The 25,133-nt window shown below is 42.3% G+C and carries 25 protein-coding genes; 1 reads left to right on the forward strand and 24 read right to left on the reverse strand.

The window, feature by feature from the left end:
- Positions 1–17: 17 nt before the first annotated feature.
- From SGLY_RS10905 to SGLY_RS10960, 12 genes are all read right to left on the reverse strand, one after another.
- Positions 18–1,595, reverse strand: coding sequence for a [FeFe] hydrogenase, group A (locus tag SGLY_RS10905; RefSeq protein WP_013625342.1), 1,578 nt, complete (start codon positions 1,593–1,595; stop codon positions 18–20).
- A gap of 417 nt (positions 1,596–2,012) precedes the next feature.
- Positions 2,013–2,249: a hypothetical protein gene (locus tag SGLY_RS10910; protein WP_041444787.1), complete on the reverse strand. Its 237-nt coding sequence runs from the start codon at positions 2,247–2,249 to the stop codon at positions 2,013–2,015.
- A gap of 407 nt (positions 2,250–2,656) precedes the next feature.
- Complete coding sequence (locus tag SGLY_RS10915) at positions 2,657–3,922, reverse strand: NAD(P)-dependent malic enzyme (protein WP_013625344.1); 1,266 nt, start codon at positions 3,920–3,922, stop codon at positions 2,657–2,659.
- A gap of 206 nt (positions 3,923–4,128) precedes the next feature.
- Entirely contained in the window at positions 4,129–5,028 is a 900-nt protein-coding gene (locus tag SGLY_RS10920) for an HpcH/HpaI aldolase/citrate lyase family protein (RefSeq protein WP_013625345.1), read from the reverse strand.
- 94 nt (positions 5,029–5,122) lie between these two features.
- Positions 5,123–6,016, reverse strand: a complete 894-nt coding sequence (locus SGLY_RS10925) for a succinate--CoA ligase subunit alpha (RefSeq protein WP_013625346.1) — start codon at positions 6,014–6,016, stop codon at positions 5,123–5,125.
- A 32-nt stretch (positions 6,017–6,048) separates the two neighbouring features.
- Positions 6,049–6,339, reverse strand: a complete 291-nt coding sequence (locus SGLY_RS10930) for a hypothetical protein (RefSeq protein WP_013625347.1) — start codon at positions 6,337–6,339, stop codon at positions 6,049–6,051.
- An 8-nt stretch (positions 6,340–6,347) separates the two neighbouring features.
- The gene (locus SGLY_RS10935; protein WP_013625348.1) at positions 6,348–7,622 is read right to left on the reverse strand and encodes an ATP-grasp domain-containing protein; all 1,275 of its coding nucleotides are present in this window, start codon (positions 7,620–7,622) and stop codon (positions 6,348–6,350) included.
- A 244-nt stretch (positions 7,623–7,866) separates the two neighbouring features.
- On the reverse strand, positions 7,867–8,313 hold the full coding sequence (rnhA, locus tag SGLY_RS10940; RefSeq protein ID WP_013625349.1) for a ribonuclease HI: 447 nt from the start codon (positions 8,311–8,313) through the stop codon (positions 7,867–7,869).
- A 62-nt stretch (positions 8,314–8,375) separates the two neighbouring features.
- Positions 8,376–8,834 carry an N-acetyltransferase gene (locus tag SGLY_RS10945; protein WP_013625350.1) on the reverse strand — a complete coding sequence of 153 codons (459 nt, stop codon included), beginning with the start codon at positions 8,832–8,834 and terminating at the stop codon, positions 8,376–8,378.
- 144 nt (positions 8,835–8,978) lie between these two features.
- The gene (locus tag SGLY_RS10950) at positions 8,979–10,178 is read right to left on the reverse strand and encodes a hypothetical protein (protein WP_013625351.1); all 1,200 of its coding nucleotides are present in this window, start codon (positions 10,176–10,178) and stop codon (positions 8,979–8,981) included.
- Positions 10,179–10,360: 182 nt separating this feature from the next.
- On the reverse strand, positions 10,361–11,017 hold the full coding sequence (gene phoU, locus SGLY_RS10955; RefSeq protein WP_013625352.1) for a phosphate signaling complex protein PhoU: 657 nt from the start codon (positions 11,015–11,017) through the stop codon (positions 10,361–10,363).
- 33 nt (positions 11,018–11,050) lie between these two features.
- Positions 11,051–11,743 (reverse strand): PilZ domain-containing protein, encoded by a 693-nt coding sequence (locus tag SGLY_RS10960; RefSeq protein ID WP_013625353.1) that lies wholly within the window; start codon positions 11,741–11,743, stop codon positions 11,051–11,053.
- A gap of 196 nt (positions 11,744–11,939) precedes the next feature.
- Here SGLY_RS10960 and SGLY_RS10965 point away from each other — a divergent pair, with 196 nt between their 5' ends.
- On the forward strand, positions 11,940–12,434 hold the full coding sequence (locus SGLY_RS10965; protein WP_013625354.1) for an HD domain-containing protein: 495 nt from the start codon (positions 11,940–11,942) through the stop codon (positions 12,432–12,434).
- A gap of 96 nt (positions 12,435–12,530) precedes the next feature.
- On the opposite strand, the gene acs is transcribed toward SGLY_RS10965, so the two are convergent.
- The 12 genes from acs to SGLY_RS11025 form a co-directional block, all read right to left on the reverse strand.
- Positions 12,531–14,492 carry an acetate--CoA ligase gene (gene acs / locus SGLY_RS10970; RefSeq protein WP_013625355.1) on the reverse strand — a complete coding sequence of 654 codons (1,962 nt, stop codon included), beginning with the start codon at positions 14,490–14,492 and terminating at the stop codon, positions 12,531–12,533.
- A 415-nt stretch (positions 14,493–14,907) separates the two neighbouring features.
- Positions 14,908–15,153, reverse strand: a complete 246-nt coding sequence (locus SGLY_RS10975; protein ID WP_013625356.1) for a hypothetical protein — start codon at positions 15,151–15,153, stop codon at positions 14,908–14,910.
- Between the two features lie 26 nt (positions 15,154–15,179).
- Positions 15,180–16,379, reverse strand: a complete 1,200-nt coding sequence (locus SGLY_RS10980) for an aminotransferase class I/II-fold pyridoxal phosphate-dependent enzyme (protein WP_013625357.1) — start codon at positions 16,377–16,379, stop codon at positions 15,180–15,182.
- 15 nt (positions 16,380–16,394) lie between these two features.
- Entirely contained in the window at positions 16,395–17,249 is an 855-nt protein-coding gene (locus SGLY_RS10985) for a PHP domain-containing protein (protein WP_013625358.1), read from the reverse strand.
- A gap of 36 nt (positions 17,250–17,285) precedes the next feature.
- Complete coding sequence (locus SGLY_RS10990; protein ID WP_013625359.1) at positions 17,286–18,239, reverse strand: dipeptidase; 954 nt, start codon at positions 18,237–18,239, stop codon at positions 17,286–17,288.
- A gap of 85 nt (positions 18,240–18,324) precedes the next feature.
- Entirely contained in the window at positions 18,325–18,585 is a 261-nt protein-coding gene (locus tag SGLY_RS10995; protein ID WP_013625360.1) for a stage V sporulation protein S, read from the reverse strand.
- A 134-nt stretch (positions 18,586–18,719) separates the two neighbouring features.
- On the reverse strand, positions 18,720–19,493 hold the full coding sequence (locus SGLY_RS11000; RefSeq protein WP_041445355.1) for a TIGR00282 family metallophosphoesterase: 774 nt from the start codon (positions 19,491–19,493) through the stop codon (positions 18,720–18,722).
- A 29-nt stretch (positions 19,494–19,522) separates the two neighbouring features.
- A complete protein-coding gene (locus SGLY_RS11005; protein ID WP_013625362.1) occupies positions 19,523–20,035 on the reverse strand; it encodes a hypothetical protein in 513 nt (170 codons plus the stop codon).
- 186 nt (positions 20,036–20,221) lie between these two features.
- Positions 20,222–21,769, reverse strand: coding sequence for a ribonuclease Y (gene rny, locus SGLY_RS11010; RefSeq protein WP_013625363.1), 1,548 nt, complete (start codon positions 21,767–21,769; stop codon positions 20,222–20,224).
- 319 nt (positions 21,770–22,088) lie between these two features.
- The gene (locus tag SGLY_RS17160) at positions 22,089–22,562 is read right to left on the reverse strand and encodes a regulatory protein RecX (RefSeq protein WP_013625364.1); all 474 of its coding nucleotides are present in this window, start codon (positions 22,560–22,562) and stop codon (positions 22,089–22,091) included.
- Positions 22,563–22,576: 14 nt separating this feature from the next.
- Entirely contained in the window at positions 22,577–23,623 is a 1,047-nt protein-coding gene (recA, locus tag SGLY_RS11020; protein ID WP_013625365.1) for a recombinase RecA, read from the reverse strand.
- A gap of 129 nt (positions 23,624–23,752) precedes the next feature.
- Positions 23,753–24,988: a competence/damage-inducible protein A gene (locus SGLY_RS11025; protein WP_013625366.1), complete on the reverse strand. Its 1,236-nt coding sequence runs from the start codon at positions 24,986–24,988 to the stop codon at positions 23,753–23,755.
- Positions 24,989–25,133: the final 145 nt, after the last annotated feature.

A 25,133-nucleotide genomic window follows, 5' to 3' on the forward strand; every position in this document is an offset into this window, starting at 1 on the left:
CTCTTCACCTCCTGAACTTAGGATAATTTACTTCCTGATTTTTGGGGAGTAAACGTATTTGCTCTGGATTCGTATTCTGTATGCAGTATTTCTTCTGCCAAATGGCTCATTGGTGCATGCAGGTAATCTTTATAGATCTGAGTAATTTCTGTATTTTCATGACTGTTACGCACTTTAGCGTTCTTATCCAGTGTATAGAGAGAATTGGAACGCTGGGTACGGATCGTATCACTCGGGGGAGCAGCAGCTCTTGGCTGCCCGCCGCCATATTGGCAGCCGCCCGGACATGCCATGACTTCAATAAAGGCCCAGGAAGCATTCCCTGCCTTAACCTGATCCATAACTTTACGCGCATTAGCCAAACCTGAGATAACGGCAACCTTCACATCACCGAGACCGGGAATATTGACAGAAGCTTCCTTTACACCAGTCAAGCCTCTAACCGGGGTCAAATTCCACAAAGCCGCAGGCGGAGCCTGTTTCGTGACAAGATAGTACACGGAGCGGATCGCTGCTTCCATAACTCCGCCGGTTGCACCGAAGATTACACCGGCACCCGTTCCTTCACCCATGAGTTTGTCATACTTTTCATCTTGAAGGGAAGCAAAATCTATGCCTTTTTTCTTGATCATTTTGGCCAGCTCTTTGGTCGTCAGGACAACATCTACATCCGCCGTAGCTTTGCTATCCTTAAACTCTTTGTCTGCCGAGGAAAATTCTGAACGCTGAGCCTCGAATTTTTTTGCGGTACAAGGCATGATGGAGACAGAAAAAATCTTTTCCGGATCAATCTTTTGTGTTTTGGCAAAATAAGTTTTGATCAACGCTCCCGCCATTTGCTGAGGTGATTTTGCTGATGATAAATTTGGAATAAGATCGGGATAAAAATATTCAACAAATTTCACCCAACCCGGGCAGCATGATGTGAGCTGAGGAGTAGGTTTATTCAGTTCGCCCGTCACACGTTTTACTAATTCAGTGCCTTCTTCCATGATGGTCAGGTCGGCTGTGAAGGTTGTGTCAAAAATCGTATCAAATCCTAATTTTCTCAGAGCTGCAACTTGTTTTCCTTCAACATTTGTTCCAATCGGCATCCCAAATTCTTCACCCAGACCAACTCTTGTTGCGGGCGCGGTTTGAACAACCACAGTGATTTCCGGGTCTTCGATTGCCTGCAGCACCTTATCGATTTCGTCTTTTTCAGTGATCGCTCCTGATGGACACCAATGTGTACATTGTCCGCAGTTCACACAAACGATCTCATCTTTAATCGGAAGCTCATAGTTTCCATAGACTGTTTGAACATTTTGACATACTTCAATACATTGTCCACAAAGAATACATTTTTGATCATCTCTGACAATCGAAGGATTTGCGGGATCAATAGAAACCCGACCACGAACATTGGTTGGCCAGTTTCCTGGTGCATTGTACTGTGACGGCATCCAACCATTTCCGCCGACGGCTTCTTCTGCCGTTAACGCTTTACCGCATCCAGCCAGATTCAGCGAGACACCGACCAAACTTGCTCCCCCAACAAGCTTGAGGAAAGAACGTCTGGACAATTTTTTAGCTCGCCCTGCTTTACTTGCCATGAATTTACCTCCTTTTTTTATGAGACTCTCTTAGTATAAATCATAAGCTAAGAGTTTGTATTATATTCTATCGTGGAGCATTCACTGTTTTGAAGGAAAAGCCGTGACTACTCACACGTGATAGATAAATAAAACCATTCGGGCGTCAATGGTCAGACCATCGACATGTTAAATGGTCTGACCAGATTTAAACAAAAACAACTCCTTTAGTTACTTTATTCACTAAAACAACCAATCATTTCCTGATTATTCACTTATTTTTAATGCTATTATATTTGATAATTCGACATTTAAAGCATAAAAGATGTACAGTTTAGAGTTTAGAGTAATTGCAAATGATAAATTTCTTATATTTATGTCACCTATATGACATTATACCAGAATTTTTAGTCAATGCTAGAGATAAATTTCAAAAATTTAATCTTGTCTTAATATTTTTTTAATCATATTAAGGTTCTGAATAATACAATTGTCGAAATATCTTTTCTTCCATAAATAAAAAAGCGGAGCCTTTTCGGCTCCATAGTCCAGACTGTTTGAACGTTGTTCAATAACATCTGTTTTCTTTTTTTGAGATTGATGCCAAGCATAATTTCTTATTTTAACCACTATCTGAACCGTAGAACATACCCTTCCTGCAGCCAAATCTTTCATCCTGCTTATGTAGTAAGACAATGATTAAAGTATGATTTTAACCTGGCAACCTCCAATCAATCTCTACCCGATAACAAGAACTTCCTTATTATTTGCGGCTCGCCGCATTCGTGACAACTCATTGTCTCAGCTATAAAGAGGAAGTAATTGTTTCTTACCAATATATTCTTCGTTTATAAAACTTATCCTTTGAAGAATCATATCTTTTTTTCAAAGAATATGCTCTAAACAAAACTAATTTTGTTTGATTTTAGACTCCTTTTAGCGGGCCTGCTTCAACCCAATGATATCTCATGCCGTATGCCTTACCAGGCAAATTTCTCTCCAAATATAAGAAGCGGCAAATATTTTATGAAAAGATTCGCCGCTCCAAAGTTAAGTATTCAATTTAATGAAGAAAAGACAACTTAGAACTTATTCTTGTATTGGTTAGCCATTCTTTTCTTGAGATTTTCAGCAATACTAGCTGGATCGATTGGATTTCTTGCGATTCCTGAATCAATAGCAGCTTGAGCAGTAGCCGCAGCGACTGCAGGAGCAACTTCAGGATTAAATGAGCTGGGAATAATATAATTCGCATTCAGTTCTTCCGGTTTTACACAATCAGCAATTGCTTTAGCAGCAGCAACTTTCATGGCGTCATTGATATCGGTCGCTCTGACATCAATCGCACCGCGGAAAATACCGGGGAATGCCAATACATTATTTACCTGATTTTGAACATCTGAACGTCCAGTAGCAATAACAGCCGCACCAGCGTCAAGAGCTCTTTGGATCGGCCAAATTTCAGGGATTGGATTAGCTTGAGCAAATATAATTGGATTAGGAGCCATGCTCTTAATCATTTCTTCATCAAGCATTTCCGGAGCAGAAATACCGATAAATACATCTGCGCCTTTAATTGCTTCTTTAAGATCGCCTTTAACCAAGTTGACATTGGTTCTTTCAGCAATTTCGTCTTTATATTTGTTCATCCCTTCGGCACGACCTTTGTAGATAGCACCTTTCGTATCACACATGATTACATTTTTCAGACCCATATGCATGAGCAGCTTAATAATGGCGATACCGGCAGCTCCCGCACCATTAGCAACAACTTTGACATCTTCAATTTTCTTGCCGACAACTTTCAACGCATTGAAAAGTCCGGCAAGGGTTACAACTGCAGTTCCATGTTGGTCATCATGGAAGATCGCGCCTTTAAACTTACCGTTAGCTTTTAATGTATCTTCAATAACAAAGCACTCCGGAGCTTTGATATCTTCGAGATTCACACCGCCAAAGCTTGGAGCGATTAATTCAACAAGTTCAACAATTTTAGCTGTATCAGTGGTGTCAACACAGATCGGATAAGCATCTACATCACCGAAAGCTTTGAAGAGAAGCGCTTTACCTTCCATAACAGGCATAGCGGCAGCTGCACCAAGATTACCGAGACCAAGAATAGCTGTACCGTTGGATACGACACACACCGCATTGGCATGGTTCGTATATACATCAAGGTTATCTAAATCAGCGGCAATTTCTTTTACCGGTTCAGCAACACCAGGTGAATAAGCAAGAGTAAGATCATCTTTGTCTTTTGCAGGACAGGTAACTCTCACTTCGATTTTACCAGGACCAATTTTGTGAAATTCAAGTGCTTCGTCCCGCAGATTTTTAATACGTGACATGATTTATCTTCCTTTCATCTTTCATTTATTTTTTTAACAACAGTAAATATTATGAACGATATTCCTTGTTATTATGAGTATCATCAAGATACAACATATACCTTGTTAAAAAACGAACATGCATAGAGAAGTTCCAGGCCCCCTCAACAGAGGTGGCCTTGGATACTCTTCAAGCCATCTCTGCGAGATGGCTTGAAGTATTGAATTTAGCCCTTTTTCTGAGCTTCTTTTGCCTGAATTTCATTGTAGGCGGAAAGAATGTCGCGAGCATTATCATAAACAGGTGTATCAACCATTTTACCATTGAGGGTAACGGCTGCTTTACCTTTGGCGATTCCTTCTTCTTCAAACACTTTAACAACTGCTTTTGCCCACTCAACATCAGCAGGATCGGGAGCATACAAACGGTTTGAAGGTTCAACCTGGCTAGGATGAATGATCATACGGCCTTCATAACCCATTTGTCTGCCGGTTGCAACATTCGCTTCAAACGCAGGAACATTCTGGAAAGAAACGAATGGAGCATCAACAGCGACGATACCAGCTGTGCGGCAAGCAACACCAACTTTGAAACGTCCATATAACTGTTCCTCTGCTGCGTCTGTGATTTTAACTCTCATATCACGGCAGTAGTCAACAGCACCAAAGATCGCTGCAACATTGCGTTTGCTGGCTAAACAGCATTCTTCGGCATTAGCAATACCTTTAGCTGTTTCAAGAAGCATGGAAATTTTCACTGTACCAACGGGAATGCCGCGGCGTTGTTCCAATTCTTCGAGTTTCCATTCCAAACGTTTAACGTCATCAGCAGAACCGGTTTTGGCAAGTGTAACACCGTCAAGACCAGGAATTACAACTGCTTCAAGGTCGTCATTTGTTAAAAGAGTTTCCCAGTTGTTGATACGAACCCATACTTGAGCACCGTTTACTGCTAAAGTTCCGCCTTTGATGGTATCTGCAATCATCACACGGGTTGCTTCTTTTTCAGCTGGTGGAATAGAATCTTCCAGATCCAGTGTGTAAACATCTGCAGGAATGCTTGGAGCTTTTTCGATAAATCTAGGATTGTTTCCAGGAACATAGAAAATAGATCTCAAAACAGCCATTCTAGAAAGCGCCTCCTTCGATTTGCCCTTTATATTTTAGCTTATCAGCCATAGAGCCTAACTTATTTTATCCATTCTTGTTTGCTAAAATAATTTATTTAAGCTTTTGTTTCAGGATTTTAGGAATATCGGTTGGTGTGTCTGCCACAAAACCGCCTGCAGCTGTAACCGCTTCCATTTTGCTTTTTGCAGAACCACGACCACGTTCAACGATGTTAGAAGCATGTGAAAAACGCTGGCCTTCCGGAGCCCAGGCACCGGCAACATAAATAACAAAAGGCTTTGTAAATTTGCCTGCGGCAATTACTTCAGCACATTCTTCTTCTTGCGAACCACCGATTTCAGCATATACGGCAACACCTTCGGTCTGCGGATCGGCCTCAAATAATGGGAGCAGGTCTGCCATGGAAGTACCAAGAACCGGTTCTGTACCGGTATGCACAACTGTGCTGACTCCAAAACCGCCTTCTCTCAATACCCAAGGAATGGTTCCGGACTGACCGCCACTGCGGGAGAACACACCAATGTTTCCACTCTGGAAGAACTTGTTGGCCCAGTCAACATTACCGCCAAGCCAGCCAACTACAGCTTCTCCAGGAGTAATGATCCCGATAGAACCAGGTCCGACCAGACGGGCGCCTTTTTGTTTGACATAAGCAACCATTTCCATGATGTCATGAACAGGGGTGCCTTCTACGCAAGGAATAACGTTTTTAACACCGGCGTCAACTGCTTCGAAAACAGCGGTTTTCAGCCCTGAACCAGGAACGAAAACTACGCTGAAGTCAATCTCGCCCTGATCTCTAACAATTTCTTTTACCGTGTTATAAACAGGAATTCCATGAACTTCTTCACCTTTTTTACCAGGGCTGGTACCACCGATTACTTTTGTTCCGTAATCTTTCATGTACTTTGTTCTAACTGAACCTTCGCGGCCAGTAATACCCTGAATTATTACTTTAGTATTCTTATTGATTAAAATGCCCATACTAATTCCCTCATTTTAATTTTTCAATTATATCAGGCTAAACCTCTTTTAGCGAGATATTCAGGAAGTCCGTCAACCTCAATATCGATGCTGATTGCTTTATTGCCGTCAAACTGACAGGCAATTTCGCAAGCGAGACATTCTGTGCCGAGGCGAAGCACTTCACTTTCGGTCAAATGCGCAACAGAAGGTTTGCCGTCTTTAATCACAAGTATTCCTCTGGCAAACTTTTTGCATGCTTCCGCACAAGCTTTTGATTGACAAGCATCACATTTGCTTGCGTCAACACTAACGGTAATACTTTTTTCTTTAATTTCAAGCATGTTTACACCTACTTTCCCTGAGCTTCTTTTTCAGCTCTGTAGTCTTTGCTTAGAGCTAAAAGTCTTTCGCCAATAAATTTCGTATCGGTAACATGCTCTTTCCCGTAAACCTCTACTCTCTTGCCGGGGCCGTCCGGAGTGATCAGATCAGCTAAGCCTTTACGCAGGATTTCAAGAGATTCGTCTTCTCTGTTTCCGCACAACAGGAGAACACAAGGAAGACCAGGTTTCTTGGGAAGCTCTTCTCTCAATACTTTAACCATTGCATTGGCATGATGCCATTGCTCCTGGTTAGCCATCATGAATCCACCAAGTACATAGCCGTCAATGTTTGGCTGAGAAAGAACACATTTTGCAACCCTGTAAATTTTAGAACCAACAGGATTACCGCTGGTATCAGCAAAGTTAGCAGGTTTGAGACCTACTTGGTTTAATGCGTCTAAGCCCATCATGGCAGATCCGCCACCGATTGGATGATAACCAATATATCCAGGGCTTACTTCATCATAACCCATATTCATCAAGAAACCGGTACCTCTGGCATCAGTTTCTTCAATACTCCAGCCGATAATATCAAGCTCAGTTGGTTCACCGGGAAGGTCACGGGCAATTTTAATGCCGAACTCCGGATGACGGCCAACAGCACTGTTGTCAATTTCCATTTTGCAGTCAGCACAAATCAGATCACCTTTACCGGTCATGATAAAAGGATTAATCTCTAATGTCTGGCAATCATATTTTTTAAAGGTCTGACTAAGCCTAGTGAAAAATGACGCGAATTTAGTGAGATCCTTAGCCTGTATTCCTGCTTTTACCGCAAGATCAATCGCATCATACGTCTGCAGACCTTTGATCGGATCAACATTCACTTTGATGAGCAATTCTTCCGGAACACTTTCAATGTCCATACCGCCTTCGGTACTGAACATGACCATTGGTGATCTTGCTTCTCTGGAGTTGTTAATCACAAAGGAGCAATAAAATTCTTTTTTAATATCTAATTTTTCTTCGATCAGGACTTGTCTGATTGGAAGTCCTTTAATTGTTTTAGCAAGAATTTCTGCTGCTGCTGCTTCAGCTTCTTCAGGTGTATTGACTAATTTAACAATTCCTGCTTTACCACGTCCGCCCGCTTGAATCTGGCCCTTAACCGCAACTGGACCACCTATCCATTCAGCTACTTCTTTAGCTTCCTGAGGAGTTGATGCCGGACGTCCTTTTGGTACTGGCATGCCTGCTTTTGCAAGCCATGACTTACCTTGATACTCTAAAAATCTGGCCATAGTTTATCCCTTCCATGAAAGATTTTTTGTACACTGAAACAAATGTGACAAAGACCTTTATTAAGAGTTTGTCCCCCCCTTCTTTCCTCTTAAACTATTCTATTTTAAAATACATTAAATTGGAAACACCTAACTTAAAACAAACCTCATTTGTATCAATATATAAGACAAAGTTTCGTTATTATTATTATACTTTTTTGCCCATTAGTCAATAATAATATCCCTTAAGACATCAATCCATATTTTAGGGCAGAATATTACTCTCAATCGCTTTTCTGGCTAAAAAATCACAACGGTTATTATAAAAATTATCTGAGTGGCCTTTCACTTTTATCCACTCCAGTTCATGCTTATTCACGACTTGCAGAAGCCTTTTCCACAAATCCTGATTAGCGACCGGCTTTTTCGCGGTGTTCAACCAGCCGTTTTTCTGCCACTTTTCCAGCCAATTCTGCCTGAAGGCATTAATCACATAAGCACTGTCAGAAAAAAGCCTCACCGCACAGGGCTCGCTCAGACGCTCCAAAGCCTCAATTACTGCCGTAAGTTCCATGACTTGATTTGTGCTGTCTCTGGAAAAGCCGCTGATTTCTTTAATGGTCTCACCATATTTTAAAACAGCGGCCCAGCCCCCGGGTCCAGGATTACCTGAGCATGCTCCATCGGTATAGATATCAACAGTCTTTTTCATCAATTCTCCCAAACAGCTGAACTTAAAAGGATTATACCAAGCCATCTATAATACCGGCCTGTTTATAATACCGGCATCACCATAGCGTTTTCATCACAGTTCGGAAATTTTACGCAATTAATGCATTCTTTCCAGACCTTATGGGGCAGGTTTTCTTTGTCAACCAGCCGAAAGCCCATGTGTTTAAAAAAATCAACCTGATAAGTCAGCGCAAATACTTTCGGACAACCTAAATCTTTTGCTTCCTCATACAAAAGCTCGACCAGTGTTCCTCCGATCCCCTTGCCTAAAAAATCTTCCCGAACGGCAAGTGCCCTGATTTCACATAAATCTCCCCATAACACATGAAGGGAACCCGTCCCGATTGTCACCCCGTCATCCTGAGCTACGATAAATTCCCTTATTCCTTCGTACAGCGTATTTCTGGTTCTCGGCAACATCAAACCTTTTTCCGCATAAACATTGATCAGATTAAGTATATCTTCAGCATCAGCCAATTTCGCTTTGCGGTATGTAATCATTTGTTTTCTATTCTCTCCAGTATGCGGGCAACCCTTTTTTACCTCGAAACGATTCTAAATCCAGTAAGCTGCCTTTACTAAGTTTATCTTACTATGTCCTTAAGAATAAAGCAATGTCATTCAATGATTTTCCTTTTATTCTTCTCATTCTTTTAGCTGTCTTAACCCCTCATCTCGCCAGTGATCAGGAAGAAAAATGACCGGAAAATCCTGCATATCTTTAAGCCATTGGCTGCATAATCCGATTTCTTCTTTATATTCGGACAAACATAACAGAAAAATTTTTCCATTCCATTGAATATTCACCTCCGGCTTGTTTTCTTCTCTCCCCATATGATTACAGCAAAGGACAGCATTTATGATCAGAGCGCAGACTATTTTAAACATCGGTTTTTCAATAACCGGGATAATGATATTAATCTCATTTTCATTTTTTTGAAAGAAATAGAGGTTATACGGATCAAATAGCTTGACCTCCCGTTCTTTAAACGTCCATGGACATGCTGTCCATTTCCCGAACTGACTCTTGATCGCCTCTTTATCATAGATCAGCTGGAGGGCCAATTTATCTTTGGCCTCTAAGCCGTTGGTCATCTCCATGTTTTCCAATAAATCAATCATCCCATCAACAGCCTGGCAAAACTCCTCATTGATCTTCCCCGCACTATCTATCCACCCGGTTTTTTGAAATTTCAAGACAATGTCCTTATTTCTCGTCCATCTGACCTTCGTTGCCAATTCGATTCTATTCTCTCTCATTTTTATTTCTGCAATCTCCAGATTGCCCCAGCAAAACAGAATTTGTTTTTTCTTGAATACTGTTCTGACCCTTCTCTGGATTAAGCTTTCAAAGTATTGTTTAATGATGAGTAAATTCCGGCGGTCAACCGGGTTAATTTGTTTTTCCCACTTGTTCCAGCCGCTTTCAAATTTCTCTAATGTGAATTTACTGGACAGAGTGCTGTAATTCCGAACCAAATAGAGGCTTGGCGTAAGCTTTTTCCTCCAATAGACCGCTTTCGCTATGATTGAACCGCCTAATTGCGAAATCGCCTTGAAAAAGACCGCGTTAAAATCCGGGGCGACAAAATAAATGAGTGTACGAACCCCATTTCCGATCCTGCTCCCAAAAAGCACTCCCGCAAGTAAAAAGTCTTCCTCCTTATAATCTTTTTGAGCGGCAATGATCCCTATCCTTAAATTCATCCCCCCCGCTTGCAGGTAACAATATTGGGACGGCAAATGCCATTTTCTTCTTTTTTCTTCCGAGAAAATATTCCATTCTGATGCTGCGAAGACTTCAGGATTTTGTTCACATAACAATTTCCAGTTTACTTCATCCACTAATCGCTTCCTCCCTGCATTATCTTTTTGTTAAATAATTACGCCCCCGGAGCGCCAGAAATACCATCCTGGAATTTTAGACAAAAAAATAACTTTTACAGTGAGGCTTCGCTCCTTCACCGCAAAAGTTATTTATCCATTCATCTTTATTTGCTCATACTTTGGTCACAAAACACACCGGATTAATCCTTGTTCAAATCTTCTCTGATTCCCAGTTCCATATAGATGACTTCTTCTCCGATGTTGGTGCAATAGTCTCCTATTCTCTCAACGTAGCGGGCGACCAGGAGAAGCTGCACTGCCTGCGGAACAGTTTTGGGGTTTTTCTCCATGATCTCGAGAACCTCAACAAAAATTTTCTTATAGTAATGATCCACTTCATGATCCATTTCGGCCAGTTTTCTTGCCGCATCCACATCGATATTGATATAGGCGCCTATGGAGTGATGGATCATCTTAATCACGATTTCCACCATCTTAGGCAGATCGATCAAAGGCTTTATGATCGGCACATCACCAATACGAATCGAAACTTTAGCGATATCTACGGCAAGATCGCCCATTCTTTCCAGAGATAAAATGAGTTTATAAGCAGCCACGATTGTCCGGAGATCTGAAGCAAAAGGCTGCTGGGTTGCAACAAGATGAGTACACAGCTGCTCAATTTCATGTTCAAGATTGTTGATTAGTTCATCATTTGCAATCACCTTTTTGGCGATTTCAATATTTTTTTCCTTAAGGCTTTGCATCGCCATTTCAATCGATTTCTCAACCATCTTGCCCATGTTGATGATTTTTTTTCGAAGTTCTGTCAATTGTCCTTCAAATTTTGTTCTCATTTCATCCTCCGTCAGTATGCTTATTGGGACGAATTATATAAAATAGTGGATGATTAGCCCATCTTCAGTATTCAGCCAGCGGGCAATACATTTCTGTCTCACAAATGGCGCTTCATTTTCAATAAGATGATCGCTGCAAAGAGCTTTTTCCAATCTACAATGTTCACAAACAGCGGTTCTGTTGTGTACGGTCTGATAACAGCGTTCCCCCAATTTGATCCCTTGATCCTGAGCCAAGGCATTGGCCGCCACGACGAGCCTGTAATCGGTAATGATGAAAGCCGGACTTTCAATGAGGTCTAAAAATCTGACGAAACAGCCAATATATTTTTGCACCCTTAAATCCATTTCGACTTTTCTGAATTTTGTATTTTTTATTTTATACATATTCAAACAGTATATCAAACCGTTTATATTTTGAAAATCAACAAATTTCATGCCATATTCATATGTGGTGCCCTTTTTTATTTTTCTAATAACCCGGGCGCATACATTAAAATTTTGGTTTTCAAATTCAAAATTAATATTTAAGATAATCACATCTATCGGCAAATTGTAGGTCATCCGAATCCGCAGTCCGCTGCCGCTCAGATTAAGCAAAGTAACAGGAATTATTTTATTAACCTCAATTCTCCTGCTGTTCACAGCATAAATTTTTGCCGAAGCGGGAATTGCCTGAAATAAATCCACACGAAAATATTGTCTTTTTTCTTTATTTTCTAGCATTTCAATTGTCCCCTTTGAACAAAAACAACTATTGTTTAGTCTGATCAGACAAACCGTATTAATTTTTTTGGACATGTTATTACAGTTTTGTTTGTTATTTGAGTAATTATATGCGGAATTCTCTAGATAATCAATCGTTATTCAAATAAAAATAAATCTTGTATAATCAAATAGAGTGAACTAAGGATGGTGGCTTATGTTTTATCGGGTTATCCAATTGTATAAAGCGGTTTTTCCAAAAATCACCCCAAAAGAAAAAGCCTTTGTGGAAGAAATCCTTTCTCCCTCCCAAACAAACCTTTTTTATCAGCAATCCCCTGTTGAACAACGTCATGCTTTGGATGTTGCCGGTGATCTGCCTGCCCAGGGGCTTTCGGAAGATGAGTTCCACACATTGATGACAGCCGCTCTTTTGCATGATTGCGGCAAATCACTGTTTCACCTGTATCTTTGGCAAAGAGTATTTATTGTATTGTTTTTCCACCTGCCATTCTCCCTGCAAGAACGGATTTGCTTGAAAAAAAATTTATTGACAAAAACGATCAGGATTCATAAAAGACACCCTATATGGGGGAGCTTTCTTGCCCGCAAGACAGGAGCAACCCCTGAGGTTCAGCATCTAATCAAACATCATCATAAACCGAAATCAAACCTCGGTCTGTTACTTTATCATGCCGATAACCGAAACTAGGCGATAAAAGGATCGATCAACTCAACAGAAGCGCACAAAGAAGCTGTTGCAGGAACATTTTAGTCCGCTGCAACAGCCTCTTTATGGGAATGTATCTCAAGCTTCGTTTTTACTGGATACCAGGATATTCTTCATCACCTCTTCCAGATTGAACCCGTCATCAAGAGTTGTCGTATCTCCGATCATTCTGCCTTCGGCAATATCTCTGAGAATCCTTCTGATGATTTTGCCGCTTCTTGTTTTGGGCAATTCTTTCGTGAGGTAAATATCTTCGGGTCTGGCTATCGCCCCGATTCGAAGAACAATGTGTTTCTTCAATTCTTCCGCCAGCTCCACCAAGTCCGAATCTGGGCATACACCTTCTCTGAGGGTCACAAAAGCGACAATTGCCTGCCCTTTAATTTCATGATTCTTTCCTATACAAGCAGCTTCCGCCACGACCGGATGTTCAATCAGAATATTTTCCACCTCGGCTGTACCGATCCTATGCCCTGAGACATTGATGACATCATCGACACGGCCCAGTACCCAAAAATACCCGTCTTCATCATATTTCGCACCGTCTCCGGCATAATAAACACCCGGTATCGTATTCCAGTAAGTTTGTTTGAATCTTTCATGATCATTATAAATGGTCCTCAGCATTGAAGGCCAAGGCTCAGTGATGACAATAAAGCCTTTTTCTCCCGGAGCAACAGGCTGTCCGCTCTTATCAACAATTTCAGCTTTAATCCCCGGAAAAGGAGCTACACACGATCCAGGTTTCAGATTGGTGCCGGGAAGCGGGCTGATCATAATCATTCCGGTTTCAGTCTGCCACCAGGTATCCATGATCGGGCACCTGCCGCCGCCAATATTTTTATGGAACCAGTTCCATGCTTCGGGGTTGATTGGCTCCCCTACCGTTCCGAGGATTCTCAGGCTTGAAAGGTCCCATTTTTCCAGATAGGATACTCCCCACTTCATGAATGTCCTGATTGCGGTCGGTGCGGTGTACAGAATGGTCACACCATGCTTCTGGACAATTTCCCAGTATCTGTCCTTTGACGGATAGTCCGGAGCCCCCTCATACATGACAATCGTAGCCCCGTTGAGAAGCGGACCATAAACAAGATAACTGTGACCTGTAATCCAGCCTACATCAGCGGTACACCAGTAAACATCATCTTGCTTCATGTTAAACACATATTCCAGGGTTGTTGAAGCCCCTGTCAGATAGCCGCCGGTCGTATGAACGATCCCTTTAGGTTTGCCGGTTGAACCGCTGGTATAGAGAACAAACAGCATATCCTCAGAATCCATGATTTCAGGCGGACAGTCTTCACCGGCCTCCTCCATTGCCTCATGATACCAGATATCCCGGCCGCCAATGATTTCAATATCAATATTGGCGCGTTTAACGATAAATACCTTTTCAACACTGTCTGCTTCCTTCAAGGCCGCACAAACATTTTCCTTTACACGCAGGAGGTTTCCTCTGCGATAAGCGCCATCACAGGTAATAAGGAATCTTGATTTTGTGTCATTGATCCTCTCTCTCAATGCTTCCGGACTGAAGCCGCCGAAAACAACATTATGCGGCGCTCCCAGTCTTGCGCAAGCCAGCATTGCGATGATGGCTTCCGGAATCATGGGCATATAGATTGTGACAATCTCACCCTTATGGACACCGCGCGACTTGAGAACATTGGCAAATTTGTTTACTTCGGCATGCAGCTCTTTGTATGTGTAAACCTTATGGTCTCCTTTTTCCCCCTCAAAAATCAAAGCCGGCTTATTCTTTTTCCAGCTGTCTAAATGGCGATCAAGACAGTTATAGGAAGCATTTAACTTTCCATTGACAAACCATCTGGCATCAGGGTAACTCCATTCAAGAACCTGATCCCATTTTTGGAACCAGCTTAACGTTGAAGCCCTTTCCTGCCAAAATTCAAGTCTTCCTTCCGCTTCCTCAGTTCTGCTTCTGAGATGATCATTGGCCTTTTTGGATTGAAAGCTATTTGCTATATTTGTTATTTTTTGTTTGTATTCATTTCTTTCTTGTTCTGTCAAAGCCATTTTTCTTCCCTCCATCTAAAATCAATACTTTAGCACCTTTTGTTTCGCATATTAAAACTTCGTTTCATATTATGCTGAAAATTAACCAGATACCCATCTTTATCGCTATTCTCTATAGCCATTTTTATTTTCTTTAGATTATTTGCTTAGGGCTTCTCTATTACTTACTAAAAACCGCAAACTTTGTTTCATATAACAAAACGCAGTTTCTCATTTTTAATAAAAAAATTTTTATTAGTTCTGATTTAAACTCCTAAGTCGATTTAAGGTCCTTATTTCTGTTCTAACAGGTTTGTTTCTTTTCATCAAAGCAACCCTCCTACCATCAGCGTTTTACTATAAGAAACAGTGTTTCATCACCTTTAGACTATAGTATATGATCAGAAAGGAAAAAGCAATATGTTTTTGATGAAAATTATGATTTTCTTAAGTAATTTTTTATCTCTAAAACTGCCCCTTGTTTGTGACAGACGTTTTTCCCGGTCAAGAGATTTTTTTGCGTTTTCCTTCCCAGCTTATGCATTAAATTGTCCTTTTCTTTCTCAACCTGTTCTAAGAGATCCATCAGGACCCTTCTGCTTAATCTCAAATGATCAAGCTGCTTTTCCAGCTCCAGAACCCTTTTTTTGAGGCTTATTGTCTCTTGGTTTATTGTATTCATTTTCTGCTCCCAAATATAGATATATTTTATTCATATTCTATACCTGAAGCATCTTTTTTAATCCTCTTATTTAAAAAATCCCGGACAATTTCAACCGCCTTCTCAATCTCCTTTTCTTCTTGCACCAGGCCAATTCGCACATATCCTTCACCGTGTTTGCCAAAAGCCGCTCCCGGAATAAGCATAACACCGGCCTTAGCCAGGTCTTTGGAAAAAGAAAAAGAATCCTGCTGTGTCGGAACAGGAGCCCAGATATACATTGATGCTTGGGAAACCGGCATCTTCCATCCCGCCTGAGCACAGCCTGCTATCCATATATCTCTTCTTTTCTTATACACTTCCCGGTTTCGTTTTGCCGCCTCATCACAAATTCCCGATAATGCTGCCGCACCGGCGGATAATACGGGCCTGAATATCCCATAGTCAATATTGGATTTCACTGTTTCCAAAGCTTTGATGATCTCTGCATTGCCCACAATAAAGCCGAGTCTTGCTCCGGCCATATTATAGGTCTTGGACAAAGAATGGAATTCCACTCCTACCCCTTTGGCCCCCTCGGCCTGTAAGAAACTCGGGGGCTTGGGCTCTTCAAAATACAGCTCAGAGTATGCGGCATCATGGCAAACAATAATATTATTTTTTTTGGCAAAAGCAACAACCTCCTGAAAAAAATCCAGAGGTGCCGTTGCTGCCGTTGGATTATTCGGATAGTTCAGCATCATCATTTTAGCTTTTTGCGCAGTATGTCCATCGATCGATGATAAATCCGGCAAATAATGATTTTCTTCTTTCAGAGGCATGGGTGCTTTAATTCCCTCAACAAGAGCCAGCCCATCTGAATAAATCGGATACCCGGGGTCCGGAACCAGCACATAGTCGCCCTTATCCACAAAAGCCCAAAATATATGGGAAAGCCCATCTTGGGAGCCCATCAGGGGCAGAACCTCACTTTGAGGGTCCAATTCAACATCAAAACGCCTTTTATACCAATCTGCACAAGCTTGCCGGATTTGTTCCGTGCCTCTGGTTAATGTATAGTCATAAGCTTTTGAATCCAGAGCACAATCGCTGATTATTCTTTTAATCTTTTCCGGCGGCGCCATGTCCGGGGTCCCAATACTGAGATCGATTAATGCCGTACCTTCCCGAAAAATTTCTTCCTTCAATTCTTTCAGACGGGAATAGATTGATTGTTCAAATCCTTGAATTCTATGGGCAATGTTCATTCTATTACTCCAATCTCAGCAGATTTGGCGATTAAACAACTCTTTTAATCCGGCAACCGTGATTTTATCCACTCCCCAGTCGCCAATACCGATTCCCGGTTTAATGCTTTCCCCGTGAAAATCTGATCCCCCGGTAATCACCAGTCCCATTTTGGCTGCCAATCCTGTATATTTTTCTATACTCTCTTCATGATGTTCAGGATGATAGACCTCAATCCCTTGAAGTCCCGCATCTTTCCAGCGGCTTATTTCCCAAAAAAGACCTTGCGCTCCGGGATGGGCCAGTACAGCCACCCCTTTTGCCTTTCTGATCATCGCAATGGCTTCTTCGGGTTTCAGCTTGTATCTCGGCACATAGGCTTGCGTTCCTATCCCCAAATAATTGCTGAAGGCATCTTTTACATTCCGGGCATAACCCCGGTCAACCAATACTTGAGCTACATGAGGCCTGCCGATAGATACTCCCTTTCCTTTACTCTCCACTTCTTCAATGCTAATGTCCAGGCCCAATCCCCTGAGCTTCTCCACAATTTTATTGATTCTCTCCTTGCGTTTGTCTCTGATCACAGCAAGCTTATGATTGAATTCCCGGGATTCGGGATCAATCCCATAGCCGAGAATATGAACTTCCCTGCCACACCAATCTGTATTAATCTCAATGCCCGGAATAAAATCTATGTTGTATTGCAGAGCTGCTTTCTTCCCTTCGGCAAAGCCCTGAATCGTGTCATGGTCTGTAATCGCAAGGGCGCTTAAGCCTTTTTGGGCCGCGATCCTCACAACCTCCGCCGGATCCATCAAGCCGTCGGACATGTTTGTATGGCAATGCAGATCAGCTTCAATGTTCATTTTCATCTTTCTATTTGCCATCCTTTTTGCCCTTTCAGCGTAAATTAGAATATGAAGCTATTTTAGCACATCATTCAGCACTCTTTCAAAATTCTCATAGCATATTTTCTGGATTTCTTCTTCACTAAAACCAGCTTTATCTAATTCTTCCAGCAATGCCGGATACTTTGCGGCCGATTCCAAACCCCGGGGTGTTTCCTCAATTCCATCAAAATCCGATCCCAGTCCAATAGTCTCAATACCCGCGATTTCCGCAATATGGCAGATATGTTCAACCAAATCCGGGATTGACGCTTTGCCGTTCATTTTTACAAAATCAGGGCAAAAATTTATTCCGGTCAGACCTTTTCTGTCTCTTAGCGCCCGTAACTGGTGATCCGTGAGATTTCGGGGATGAGCGCATACGGAATACGCATTGGAATGTGAAGCGATAAACGGCTGATCGGAAATTTCCAGCACATGCCAAAAACAAGGTTCACTGAGATGGGAAACGTCGATTAACATTCCCAAGGCATTCATTTTCTTTATGACTTCTTTCCCGAAATTGGACAACCTGCCACAGCTCTCCCTTTCTCCTACTCCGTCACCTATGGCGTTGCGCTGATTCCAGGTCAATCCCAGGCTGCGGACTCCAAGGCGAAAAATAATATCCAGCATCCACAGATCTTCCCCCAGAATTTCTCCGCCTTCTACACTTAACAATAATCCTATTTTATCCTCCTGGCCCAGTTTGGCCAGATCTTCTTTATCCTTGACCAGACAAACATCATTTTTGTTGCGGTCAACAAAGGCAAGGGCTGCTTCGATCAGCTCTAGACCCCTGTGCCGCGCCAGAAATGGCTTGTATTCACTTTCGATATAAGCGGCAAAAAACTGCAGAGCAATATCTCCTTTGCGGGCCCTGACGAGGTCCCAGTGCCCTGTCAAAGTTTCCTCCACAAGACTCCTTTCCCCTGAAACCAACTGGCCAAGACTGTCACAATGACCGTCAATAATCCGGAATTTCCCCATAAGTACCTCCATGACCGTCAAATTAATATTCTTCATCAAGTATAAAAAACCACCTGCCCAAAGGCAGGTGGTTTTTTATACTCATTTATCTCGGCTCAACAATTAGTTTAATCGCTGTCCGTTCTTCCTCTTCAATCTGGATATCAGTAAAAGCCGGTATACAAACCAGATCAACTCCACTGGGAGCAACAAATCCTCGGGCAATCGCAACTGCTTTAACTGCCTGATTAAGCGCACCTGCCCCAATAGCCTGTAATTCGGCCCCGCCCTTTTCTCGAATGACCCCAGCCAACGCTCCTGCCACAGAATTTGGACTTGATTTTGCTGAGACTTTTAAGACATCCATTCAAAATACCTCCTATTAACCGTTTACATGTATTTCCACTTCATGTTATACATATTCGTGATATAGAAAAAAAATCCTTTTTATCCAATAAGAGTTTTTTGAATTTTTTTCAATTAATTCTATTAATTAGTTTTTTAATATCTTTGAAGAGGGAGTATCTTTTTCGCTTTACCTGTTTGAGAATCAATTTCTAAAAAGACGCCATTGATTTGGACAGCTCCGTCTGCCACATCAAATCTGGCCGGCATTTGAGTTAGAAAATTATTGATTATGATTTCTTTTTTGACTCCTAAAACCGAATTCCGCGGGCCGGTCATCCCCGCATCCGTGATATAGCCTGTTCCATTGTCCAATATTCTGGCATCGGCTGTCTGGATATGCGTATGTGTTCCCAATACCGCACTGACTTTTCCATCAAGGAACCATCCCATGGCGACTTTTTCCGATGTGGCTTCTGCATGAAAGTCAACTAAAATAATCGGGGTTTCTTCCCTGATTTTATTGACTAAAGAAATGATCATGGTAAATGGATTTTCCAGCGGGGTCATAAAAACCCGCCCGGCAAGATTAATGACCCCAATTTTAATCTTATTTTTAGAACACACCAAAAAACCCTTTCCCGGTACCCCTCTGGGATAATTGGCGGGACGGACAAGTTTATTGTCCTCATCAATAAAATGTATAATTTCTCGTTGATCCCATACGTGGTTACCCATCGTAATCACATCTACTCCATGCTGGTAGATCTCCCGGGCCACATCCTTCGTCAGACCCCTGCCGCCGGAAGCATTCTCCGCATTGGCAATGACACAGTCCAGTTTGTACTCATCCCGAAGTTCAGGCAGGTATTTCCTGATTGCCTCTCTTCCTGGTTTTCCAACAATATCACCAATAAATAAAACATTCACCCGTTTCACCACCCAATCGAACAGAATCATTATCCATTAAATACAAGTACTTTTCCCTCTTCACGTACTGCCGTAAAGCTTTTTTCAGTACCATTAGAACGAAGCACAGCCAGCATATGATTAATCACCTCGTCCTGAAAAATGATATCATCTTCCGGCAGGTTGCTTTCTTCCTGAACTAAATTTTTTCCGCATTCCATTTTGATCATCTCTACCAGAAGATTCATTTCAGTCTGAGACATGCTGGCAATATCTCTTTTAATCACCAGGATACTTGGATCAGATCCCTGAATATTCATCTCAAAAAGACTCATTTTTCTTCCTTCGATTTTATGATAGATCTCCAACGCCTGCCTAAGCTTTTTCTCTAAGCTTTCATAGTTATGATCATCCGTAACGATGAATTTTATGACCAAAGCCTGGTTTTCCCGCACACAACTCATCGTGCCTATTTCCGGATATCTCAGCAAAGCGGAAACCAACAAGTTGGCGGAATAATTGCTATAACTGCTACTCATATTGACTGGATCATGAACAGACATCTTATTTCCTTCCTATTCTCTTTCTGAATATAAAATATATCCTTGATTATTCTGCAAATATCATGAGATGTCCTTCTCGGATTGATTGGTAATATAACCCGAATCATTGAACAAAGCAGGTAATCTTTTCAGACACCCGCCTTGTGCTGGAGCAATGATCATACAAATCAAAAATTAGATCAGGAATTACTTTGCGTAATCAACAGCTCTGGTTTCCCGAATAACCACCACTTTGATCTGTCCGGGATAATCAAGCTCTTCCTCGACTTTTTTAGAAATATCGCGAGCCATTCTCGGTGCCAATACATCATCAATCTTCTCCGGATTCACAATAATTCTGATCTCTCTTCCGGCTTGGATGGCATAAGATTTTTCGACACCTTCAAAGTTCTCTGCAATTTCTTCCAGTTTTTGAAGACGTTTAATGTATGTTTCCAGTGTCTCGCGTCTGGCCCCCGGACGTGCGGCAGAAACCGCATCGGCGGCCGCAACCAATACTGCGACGATTGTCTTGGGCTCTGTATCGCCATGATGAGCTTCGATTGCGTGAATCACATCCCAGGATTCTTTATATTTCTTGGTAATATCTACGCCGATTTCAACATGAGTTCCTTCTGTATCATGATCAACAGCTTTACCGATGTCATGCAGCAGCCCCGCGCGTTTGGCAATCTGAACATCAACACCTAATTCCGCGGCCATCAGTCCCGCAAGGTGTGATACCTCGATAGAATGTTTGAGCACATTCTGCCCATAACTTGTCCTGAATTTCAAACGACCGAGCAATTTAATCACTTCGGGATGAATTCCATGTACAGCTGTTTCAAAGGTGGCTTGTTCACCTTCCTCACGAATCTTCTGTTCAACTTCTTTTTGCGATTTTTCAACCATTTCTTCAATTCTGGCCGGATGAATCCGACCGTCGACAATCAACTTCTCCAAGGCCAATCTGGCCACTTCTCTTCTTATTGGATCAAATCCGGACAGAATCACGGCTTCAGGAGTATCATCAATGATCAGGTCTATTCCTGTAAGGGTTTCCAATGCTCTGATATTTCTGCCCTCACGTCCAATAATTCTGCCCTTCATTTCGTCATTGGGTAAGGCGACAACCGATACTGTACTTTCTGCCACATGATCGGCCGCACATCTGTGAATAGCGAGAGAAATAATGTCTTTTGCCTTTTTCTCCGCCTCTTCTTTTGCCCTGCCCTCAATTTCCTTAATCATTATGGCGGATTCATAGCGGACCTCATCCTCAACACTTTTTAACAGAATCTGTTTTGCCTCTTCCGGTGTGAGTCCTGATAATCTTTCCAGTTCCGCCATCTGTTTATTGACAAGTTCTTTCAGTTCATTTTTATGTTCTTCGGCTTCTGCTTCTTTTTTAATTAAATGATCTTCTCTTCTTTCAATCGCCTCAATTTTTCTCTCCAGGGTCTCTTCTTTTTGCAGATAACGCCTTTCCATTCTCTGTAACTCACTCCGGCGTTCCCGGGTTTCTTTTTCAACCTCATTCCGGATCTGCATTACTTCTTCTTTTGCAGCTACAACAGATTCTCTCTTTTTCGCTTCGGCATTGGCCTCCGCATTTTGCAGGACCTTTTTTGCCTCTATTTCAGCAGAGCCAATCGCCTTTTCAGCAACGTTTCTGCGAACAAGCCAACCAGCAACAGCACCAACCAGCAACCCAGCTAATATGCCTAATACGCCAAATATTGCTGATGATCCCACATTTTTCACCTCCTTAGTAATAAATGAATAAATAAATTTTTATTAACACTAAAAAAAACTGGTATGACCAGCCTCTTTCATTCTAACCCAACAAGGATATACTTTTCCCTTTGTATATTTAAATATCTTTACTTGTCACGCACTCCATGTTCAAGAAAAAAATATATAAGAGAAACCGTTAAGGTTATTAATTCAAGAGACAAAGTCTACAAATTTTAGTTTAATGAAATGTAACTGCAATGTCAAGCGGCATTCCTTGAAGGAATGCCACAAAAATGTTTTTTCTATTCTTACGAATTAATTTGTTTCTCTTTTTTCTTTAAATATGATTTGATTCTTCAAGCGCTCTTTGAATAGAACGATAAGGATACCCTTTTCGGTATAATCTTTGTCCAACTTTTTGGCAGATATTCTCGGCTTGTTTTTTGGCTTCTCTTCTTGCCATTTTATTTTTTTCTTCTTCCATGTATTTAGAAAGAATGCTCTTGAGATAAGCATATTCAGCCTCTTCCGGATAAAGCCTCTCAAGCACTTCAGAAATTATTCCTTCTCCTATCCCTGAGACGACCAGTTCCTGTCTTATGCGAGCCCGCGAATACTTTCCGGCTTTTGCTCTGCAAAAGGCCTCGGCATATTGCCTGTCATCAAGATAATTCCAAGCTTTCAGCTTCTCTATCGTTTCTTTGATTTCCTGCTTTTGATAATTTTTCCCGCTCAGCCTGGTCTCAAGCTGATCTGATGTGACCATACGGCGGGAAATGATTTTCAAGGCTTCGCTTAGAGCGCTCTTCATCAATGCTCCTTTCGCTACTCTTCGCTGCTTTCCGGATCAGCTTCACTGCTTGCAGGACTCTTGCCTTTATTAACCAATAGCTTCTCGCGTATCTTTGCTTCTATTTCCTGCCTGACCTCAGGATGATCGCGTAAATATTCCTTGGCGCTTTCTCTTCCTTGCCCAAGCCTCTCCCCCTGATAGGAATACCAGGCCCCCGATTTTGTTACTATCGTTGTTTCCGCTCCCAAATCTACCAGACTGCCTTCCCGCGAGATACCTTCCCCGTATATGATATCAAAGTCCGCATGATTAAAAGGAGGGGCAATTTTATTCTTGACTACTTTTACTCTGGTTCTGTTTCCGATCACATCCTGTCCCTGCTTAATCACATCCTGTTTTTTCACTTCAAGCCTTACGGAAGCATAAAACTTCAAAGCCCGGCCTCCTGTGGTTGTCTCCGGGTTGCCAAACATGATCCCGACTTTTTCCCGTATTTGATTAATAAACACTACACAGGTCCGGCTTTTGCTGATTGCTCCCGTTAACTTTCTCAGGGCCTGAGACATCAGTCTGGCATGCAAGCCAACATGAGAATCTCCCATTTCCCCTTCGATTTCCGCCCTCGGCACAAGCGCCGCCACCGAATCAATCACTACAACATCAATTGCTCCGCTTCGAACCAGAGCTTCACAGATTTCCAAAGCCTGCTCACCCGTATCGGGCTGTGATATCAGCAGCTCATCCGTGTTCACACCAAGTGCTTTGGCATACTCGGGATCAAGAGCATGCTCCGCATCAATAAAGGCCGCAACTCCGCCCGCCTTTTGCGCTTCAGCTATCACATGCAAAGCCACTGTAGTTTTTCCTGAGGATTCCGGTCCATAGATTTCCACTACCCTTCCTCGGGGCACTCCTCCGGCTCCCAGTGCCACATCCAGAGCCAAGGCCCCGGTAGAAATGACTTCAATCGCCATTTTTGTTGAAGCCTCGCCAAGACGCATGACTGCTCCTTTGCCAAACTGCTTCTCTATTTGTCCTAAAGCGATATCCAAGGCTTTGAGTTTATCTGTACCTGACATTTCTCTGTATCCTCCTCTAATTCTCTCCAAGAAACAAAACATATGTTCGATTTATTTTATTATAATAATTCTTCAAACTTTTTGTCAAACGGTTTTTTCTGATTAGAGAAAATCTTTTCTTATTTTTCCTTATTCGAGCAAATACAACCTCAGCATATTGATTGCTGTTTCAACCGTCATGTTTCTGATGGATTTTCTGTCCCCGTTAAACAGACACCTTTTTACTTCAGTATGTTCAGAAGTCGCCAAAGCAATATACACCAGGCCCACCGGCTTTTCATCATTTCCGCCGCCCGGCCCGGCAATGCCGGTTGTTGCCAGCGCCAAATCAGATCCCAGAGCTCTTTTTACCCCTTCGGCCATTTCTTTCGCCACAGTCTCACTGACCGCCCCATATTTTCGAAGGCTTTCGGCCTGAACCCCGATAAGCTTTTCTTTGGCCTCGTTAGCGTAAGTAATCACCCCTCCAAGGTAATAATCGGAGCTGCCTGCTTCATTGGTTATTGCCCCTCCCAGCAGTCCCCCGCTGCAGGATTCCGCTGTTGAAACGGTAAGTTTATTTTGCCGCAGCAAATCTCCGGTCACAGATGCGTGGGTCTGGTTATCCACAGCAAATATCCTGCTGCCAAGCCTTTTCCTGATTTCTGCTTCTTCTGAATCCAGAAGCCTGCAGGCTTCCGATTGATCGTTTGACCTGATCGTTAAACGAAGGTCCATAAAGGTATGGCCGTCGATCAATGTGATAAAAGGATTTTTTTGTCCCAGCAGTCCCTGAAGCTCCTTTTCCAATTCCGCTTCCTGCAGGCCGAAGACTTTTAAAATCCTGGTATACAATCGCTCACAATGGTTCTCAAGTTTATGCCGCAAAACCGGTAAAATATGCTGCTCAAACATTGGCTGCAATTCACCCGGAGGCCCGGGTAAAATAACGACGGTGTGGTTTTCTTTTTCGATAATCGCCCCCGGCGCCGTCCCTACCGAATTGGGCACGATTTGAGAACCTTCGGGAAAACAGGCCTGTTTGTCCGACCCTGGAGGGGTTTTCTTTTCCGCATAATAAAAGTCCTTTATCTTTTCCATTGTTTCCTGGTTAAAAACCATTTTCAGTTCCAGGACTTCCGCAACCAGGTCCTTTGTCATATCATCGGCCGTAGGGCCCGTTCCGCCGGTGAGAAAGACCAGCTGAGACCGATGTATGGCCTGTTTTAATGCTTCTTGCAGTCTCTCCTTATTATCTCCTACTGTCGTATGGTAATCGACTTCAATGCCCAGACCTGAAAGCTGCCCGGTGATGTAATTTGCACTGGTATTCAACGTTTTTCCCAGAAGAAGCTCCGTTCCTGTCGAGATGATCTCTGCTTTCATTGACATATCCTCCTACAGGTTTGATGTATTTGTCATTATACCCTATCCTTCTTTGATCATTCCGTTTTTTCTTTGTCGGATGATTTTTTTGTCGAATCGGCGCTTCATTCCGTCAAAATAAATAAGCAAGAATACTCCTTTTGCG

Source organism: Syntrophobotulus glycolicus DSM 8271, from assembly GCF_000190635.1.
Taxonomy (GTDB): Bacteria; Bacillota; Desulfitobacteriia; order Desulfitobacteriales; family Syntrophobotulaceae; genus Syntrophobotulus; species Syntrophobotulus glycolicus.

What these genes read in the sequence shown, in the direction of transcription:
- SGLY_RS10975 (WP_013625356.1), bottom strand. Translation starts at nt 15,153, where the DNA reads ATGAATACAATAAACCAAGAGACAATAAGCCTCAAAAAAAGGGTTCTG.
- SGLY_RS10960 (WP_013625353.1), bottom strand. Translation starts at nt 11,743, where the DNA reads ATGCTAGAAAATAAAGAAAAAAGACAATATTTTCGTGTGGATTTATTT.
- SGLY_RS10995 (WP_013625360.1), bottom strand. Translation starts at nt 18,585, where the DNA reads ATGGATGTCTTAAAAGTCTCAGCAAAATCAAGTCCAAATTCTGTGGCA.
- phoU (WP_013625352.1), bottom strand. Translation starts at nt 11,017, where the DNA reads ATGAGAACAAAATTTGAAGGACAATTGACAGAACTTCGAAAAAAAATC.
- SGLY_RS10905 (WP_013625342.1), bottom strand. Translation starts at nt 1,595, where the DNA reads ATGGCAAGTAAAGCAGGGCGAGCTAAAAAATTGTCCAGACGTTCTTTC.
- SGLY_RS11005 (WP_013625362.1), bottom strand. Translation starts at nt 20,035, where the DNA reads ATGTCTGTTCATGATCCAGTCAATATGAGTAGCAGTTATAGCAATTAT.
- SGLY_RS10965 (WP_013625354.1), top strand. Translation starts at nt 11,940, where the DNA reads ATGTTTTATCGGGTTATCCAATTGTATAAAGCGGTTTTTCCAAAAATC.
- SGLY_RS10935 (WP_013625348.1), bottom strand. Translation starts at nt 7,622, where the DNA reads ATGGCCAGATTTTTAGAGTATCAAGGTAAGTCATGGCTTGCAAAAGCA.
- recA (WP_013625365.1), bottom strand. Translation starts at nt 23,623, where the DNA reads ATGTCAGGTACAGATAAACTCAAAGCCTTGGATATCGCTTTAGGACAA.
- SGLY_RS17160 (WP_013625364.1), bottom strand. Translation starts at nt 22,562, where the DNA reads ATGAAGAGCGCTCTAAGCGAAGCCTTGAAAATCATTTCCCGCCGTATG.
- SGLY_RS10980 (WP_013625357.1), bottom strand. Translation starts at nt 16,379, where the DNA reads ATGAACATTGCCCATAGAATTCAAGGATTTGAACAATCAATCTATTCC.
- SGLY_RS10925 (WP_013625346.1), bottom strand. Translation starts at nt 6,016, where the DNA reads ATGGGCATTTTAATCAATAAGAATACTAAAGTAATAATTCAGGGTATT.
- SGLY_RS10930 (WP_013625347.1), bottom strand. Translation starts at nt 6,339, where the DNA reads ATGCTTGAAATTAAAGAAAAAAGTATTACCGTTAGTGTTGACGCAAGC.
- acs (WP_013625355.1), bottom strand. Translation starts at nt 14,492, where the DNA reads ATGGCTTTGACAGAACAAGAAAGAAATGAATACAAACAAAAAATAACA.
- SGLY_RS10985 (WP_013625358.1), bottom strand. Translation starts at nt 17,249, where the DNA reads ATGGCAAATAGAAAGATGAAAATGAACATTGAAGCTGATCTGCATTGC.
- SGLY_RS10945 (WP_013625350.1), bottom strand. Translation starts at nt 8,834, where the DNA reads ATGATTACATACCGCAAAGCGAAATTGGCTGATGCTGAAGATATACTT.
- SGLY_RS10990 (WP_013625359.1), bottom strand. Translation starts at nt 18,239, where the DNA reads ATGGGGAAATTCCGGATTATTGACGGTCATTGTGACAGTCTTGGCCAG.
- SGLY_RS11025 (WP_013625366.1), bottom strand. Translation starts at nt 24,988, where the DNA reads ATGAAAGCAGAGATCATCTCGACAGGAACGGAGCTTCTTCTGGGAAAA.
- SGLY_RS10920 (WP_013625345.1), bottom strand. Translation starts at nt 5,028, where the DNA reads ATGGCTGTTTTGAGATCTATTTTCTATGTTCCTGGAAACAATCCTAGA.
- SGLY_RS10915 (WP_013625344.1), bottom strand. Translation starts at nt 3,922, where the DNA reads ATGTCACGTATTAAAAATCTGCGGGACGAAGCACTTGAATTTCACAAA.
- SGLY_RS10910 (WP_041444787.1), bottom strand. Translation starts at nt 2,249, where the DNA reads ATGAAAGATTTGGCTGCAGGAAGGGTATGTTCTACGGTTCAGATAGTG.
- rnhA (WP_013625349.1), bottom strand. Translation starts at nt 8,313, where the DNA reads ATGAAAAAGACTGTTGATATCTATACCGATGGAGCATGCTCAGGTAAT.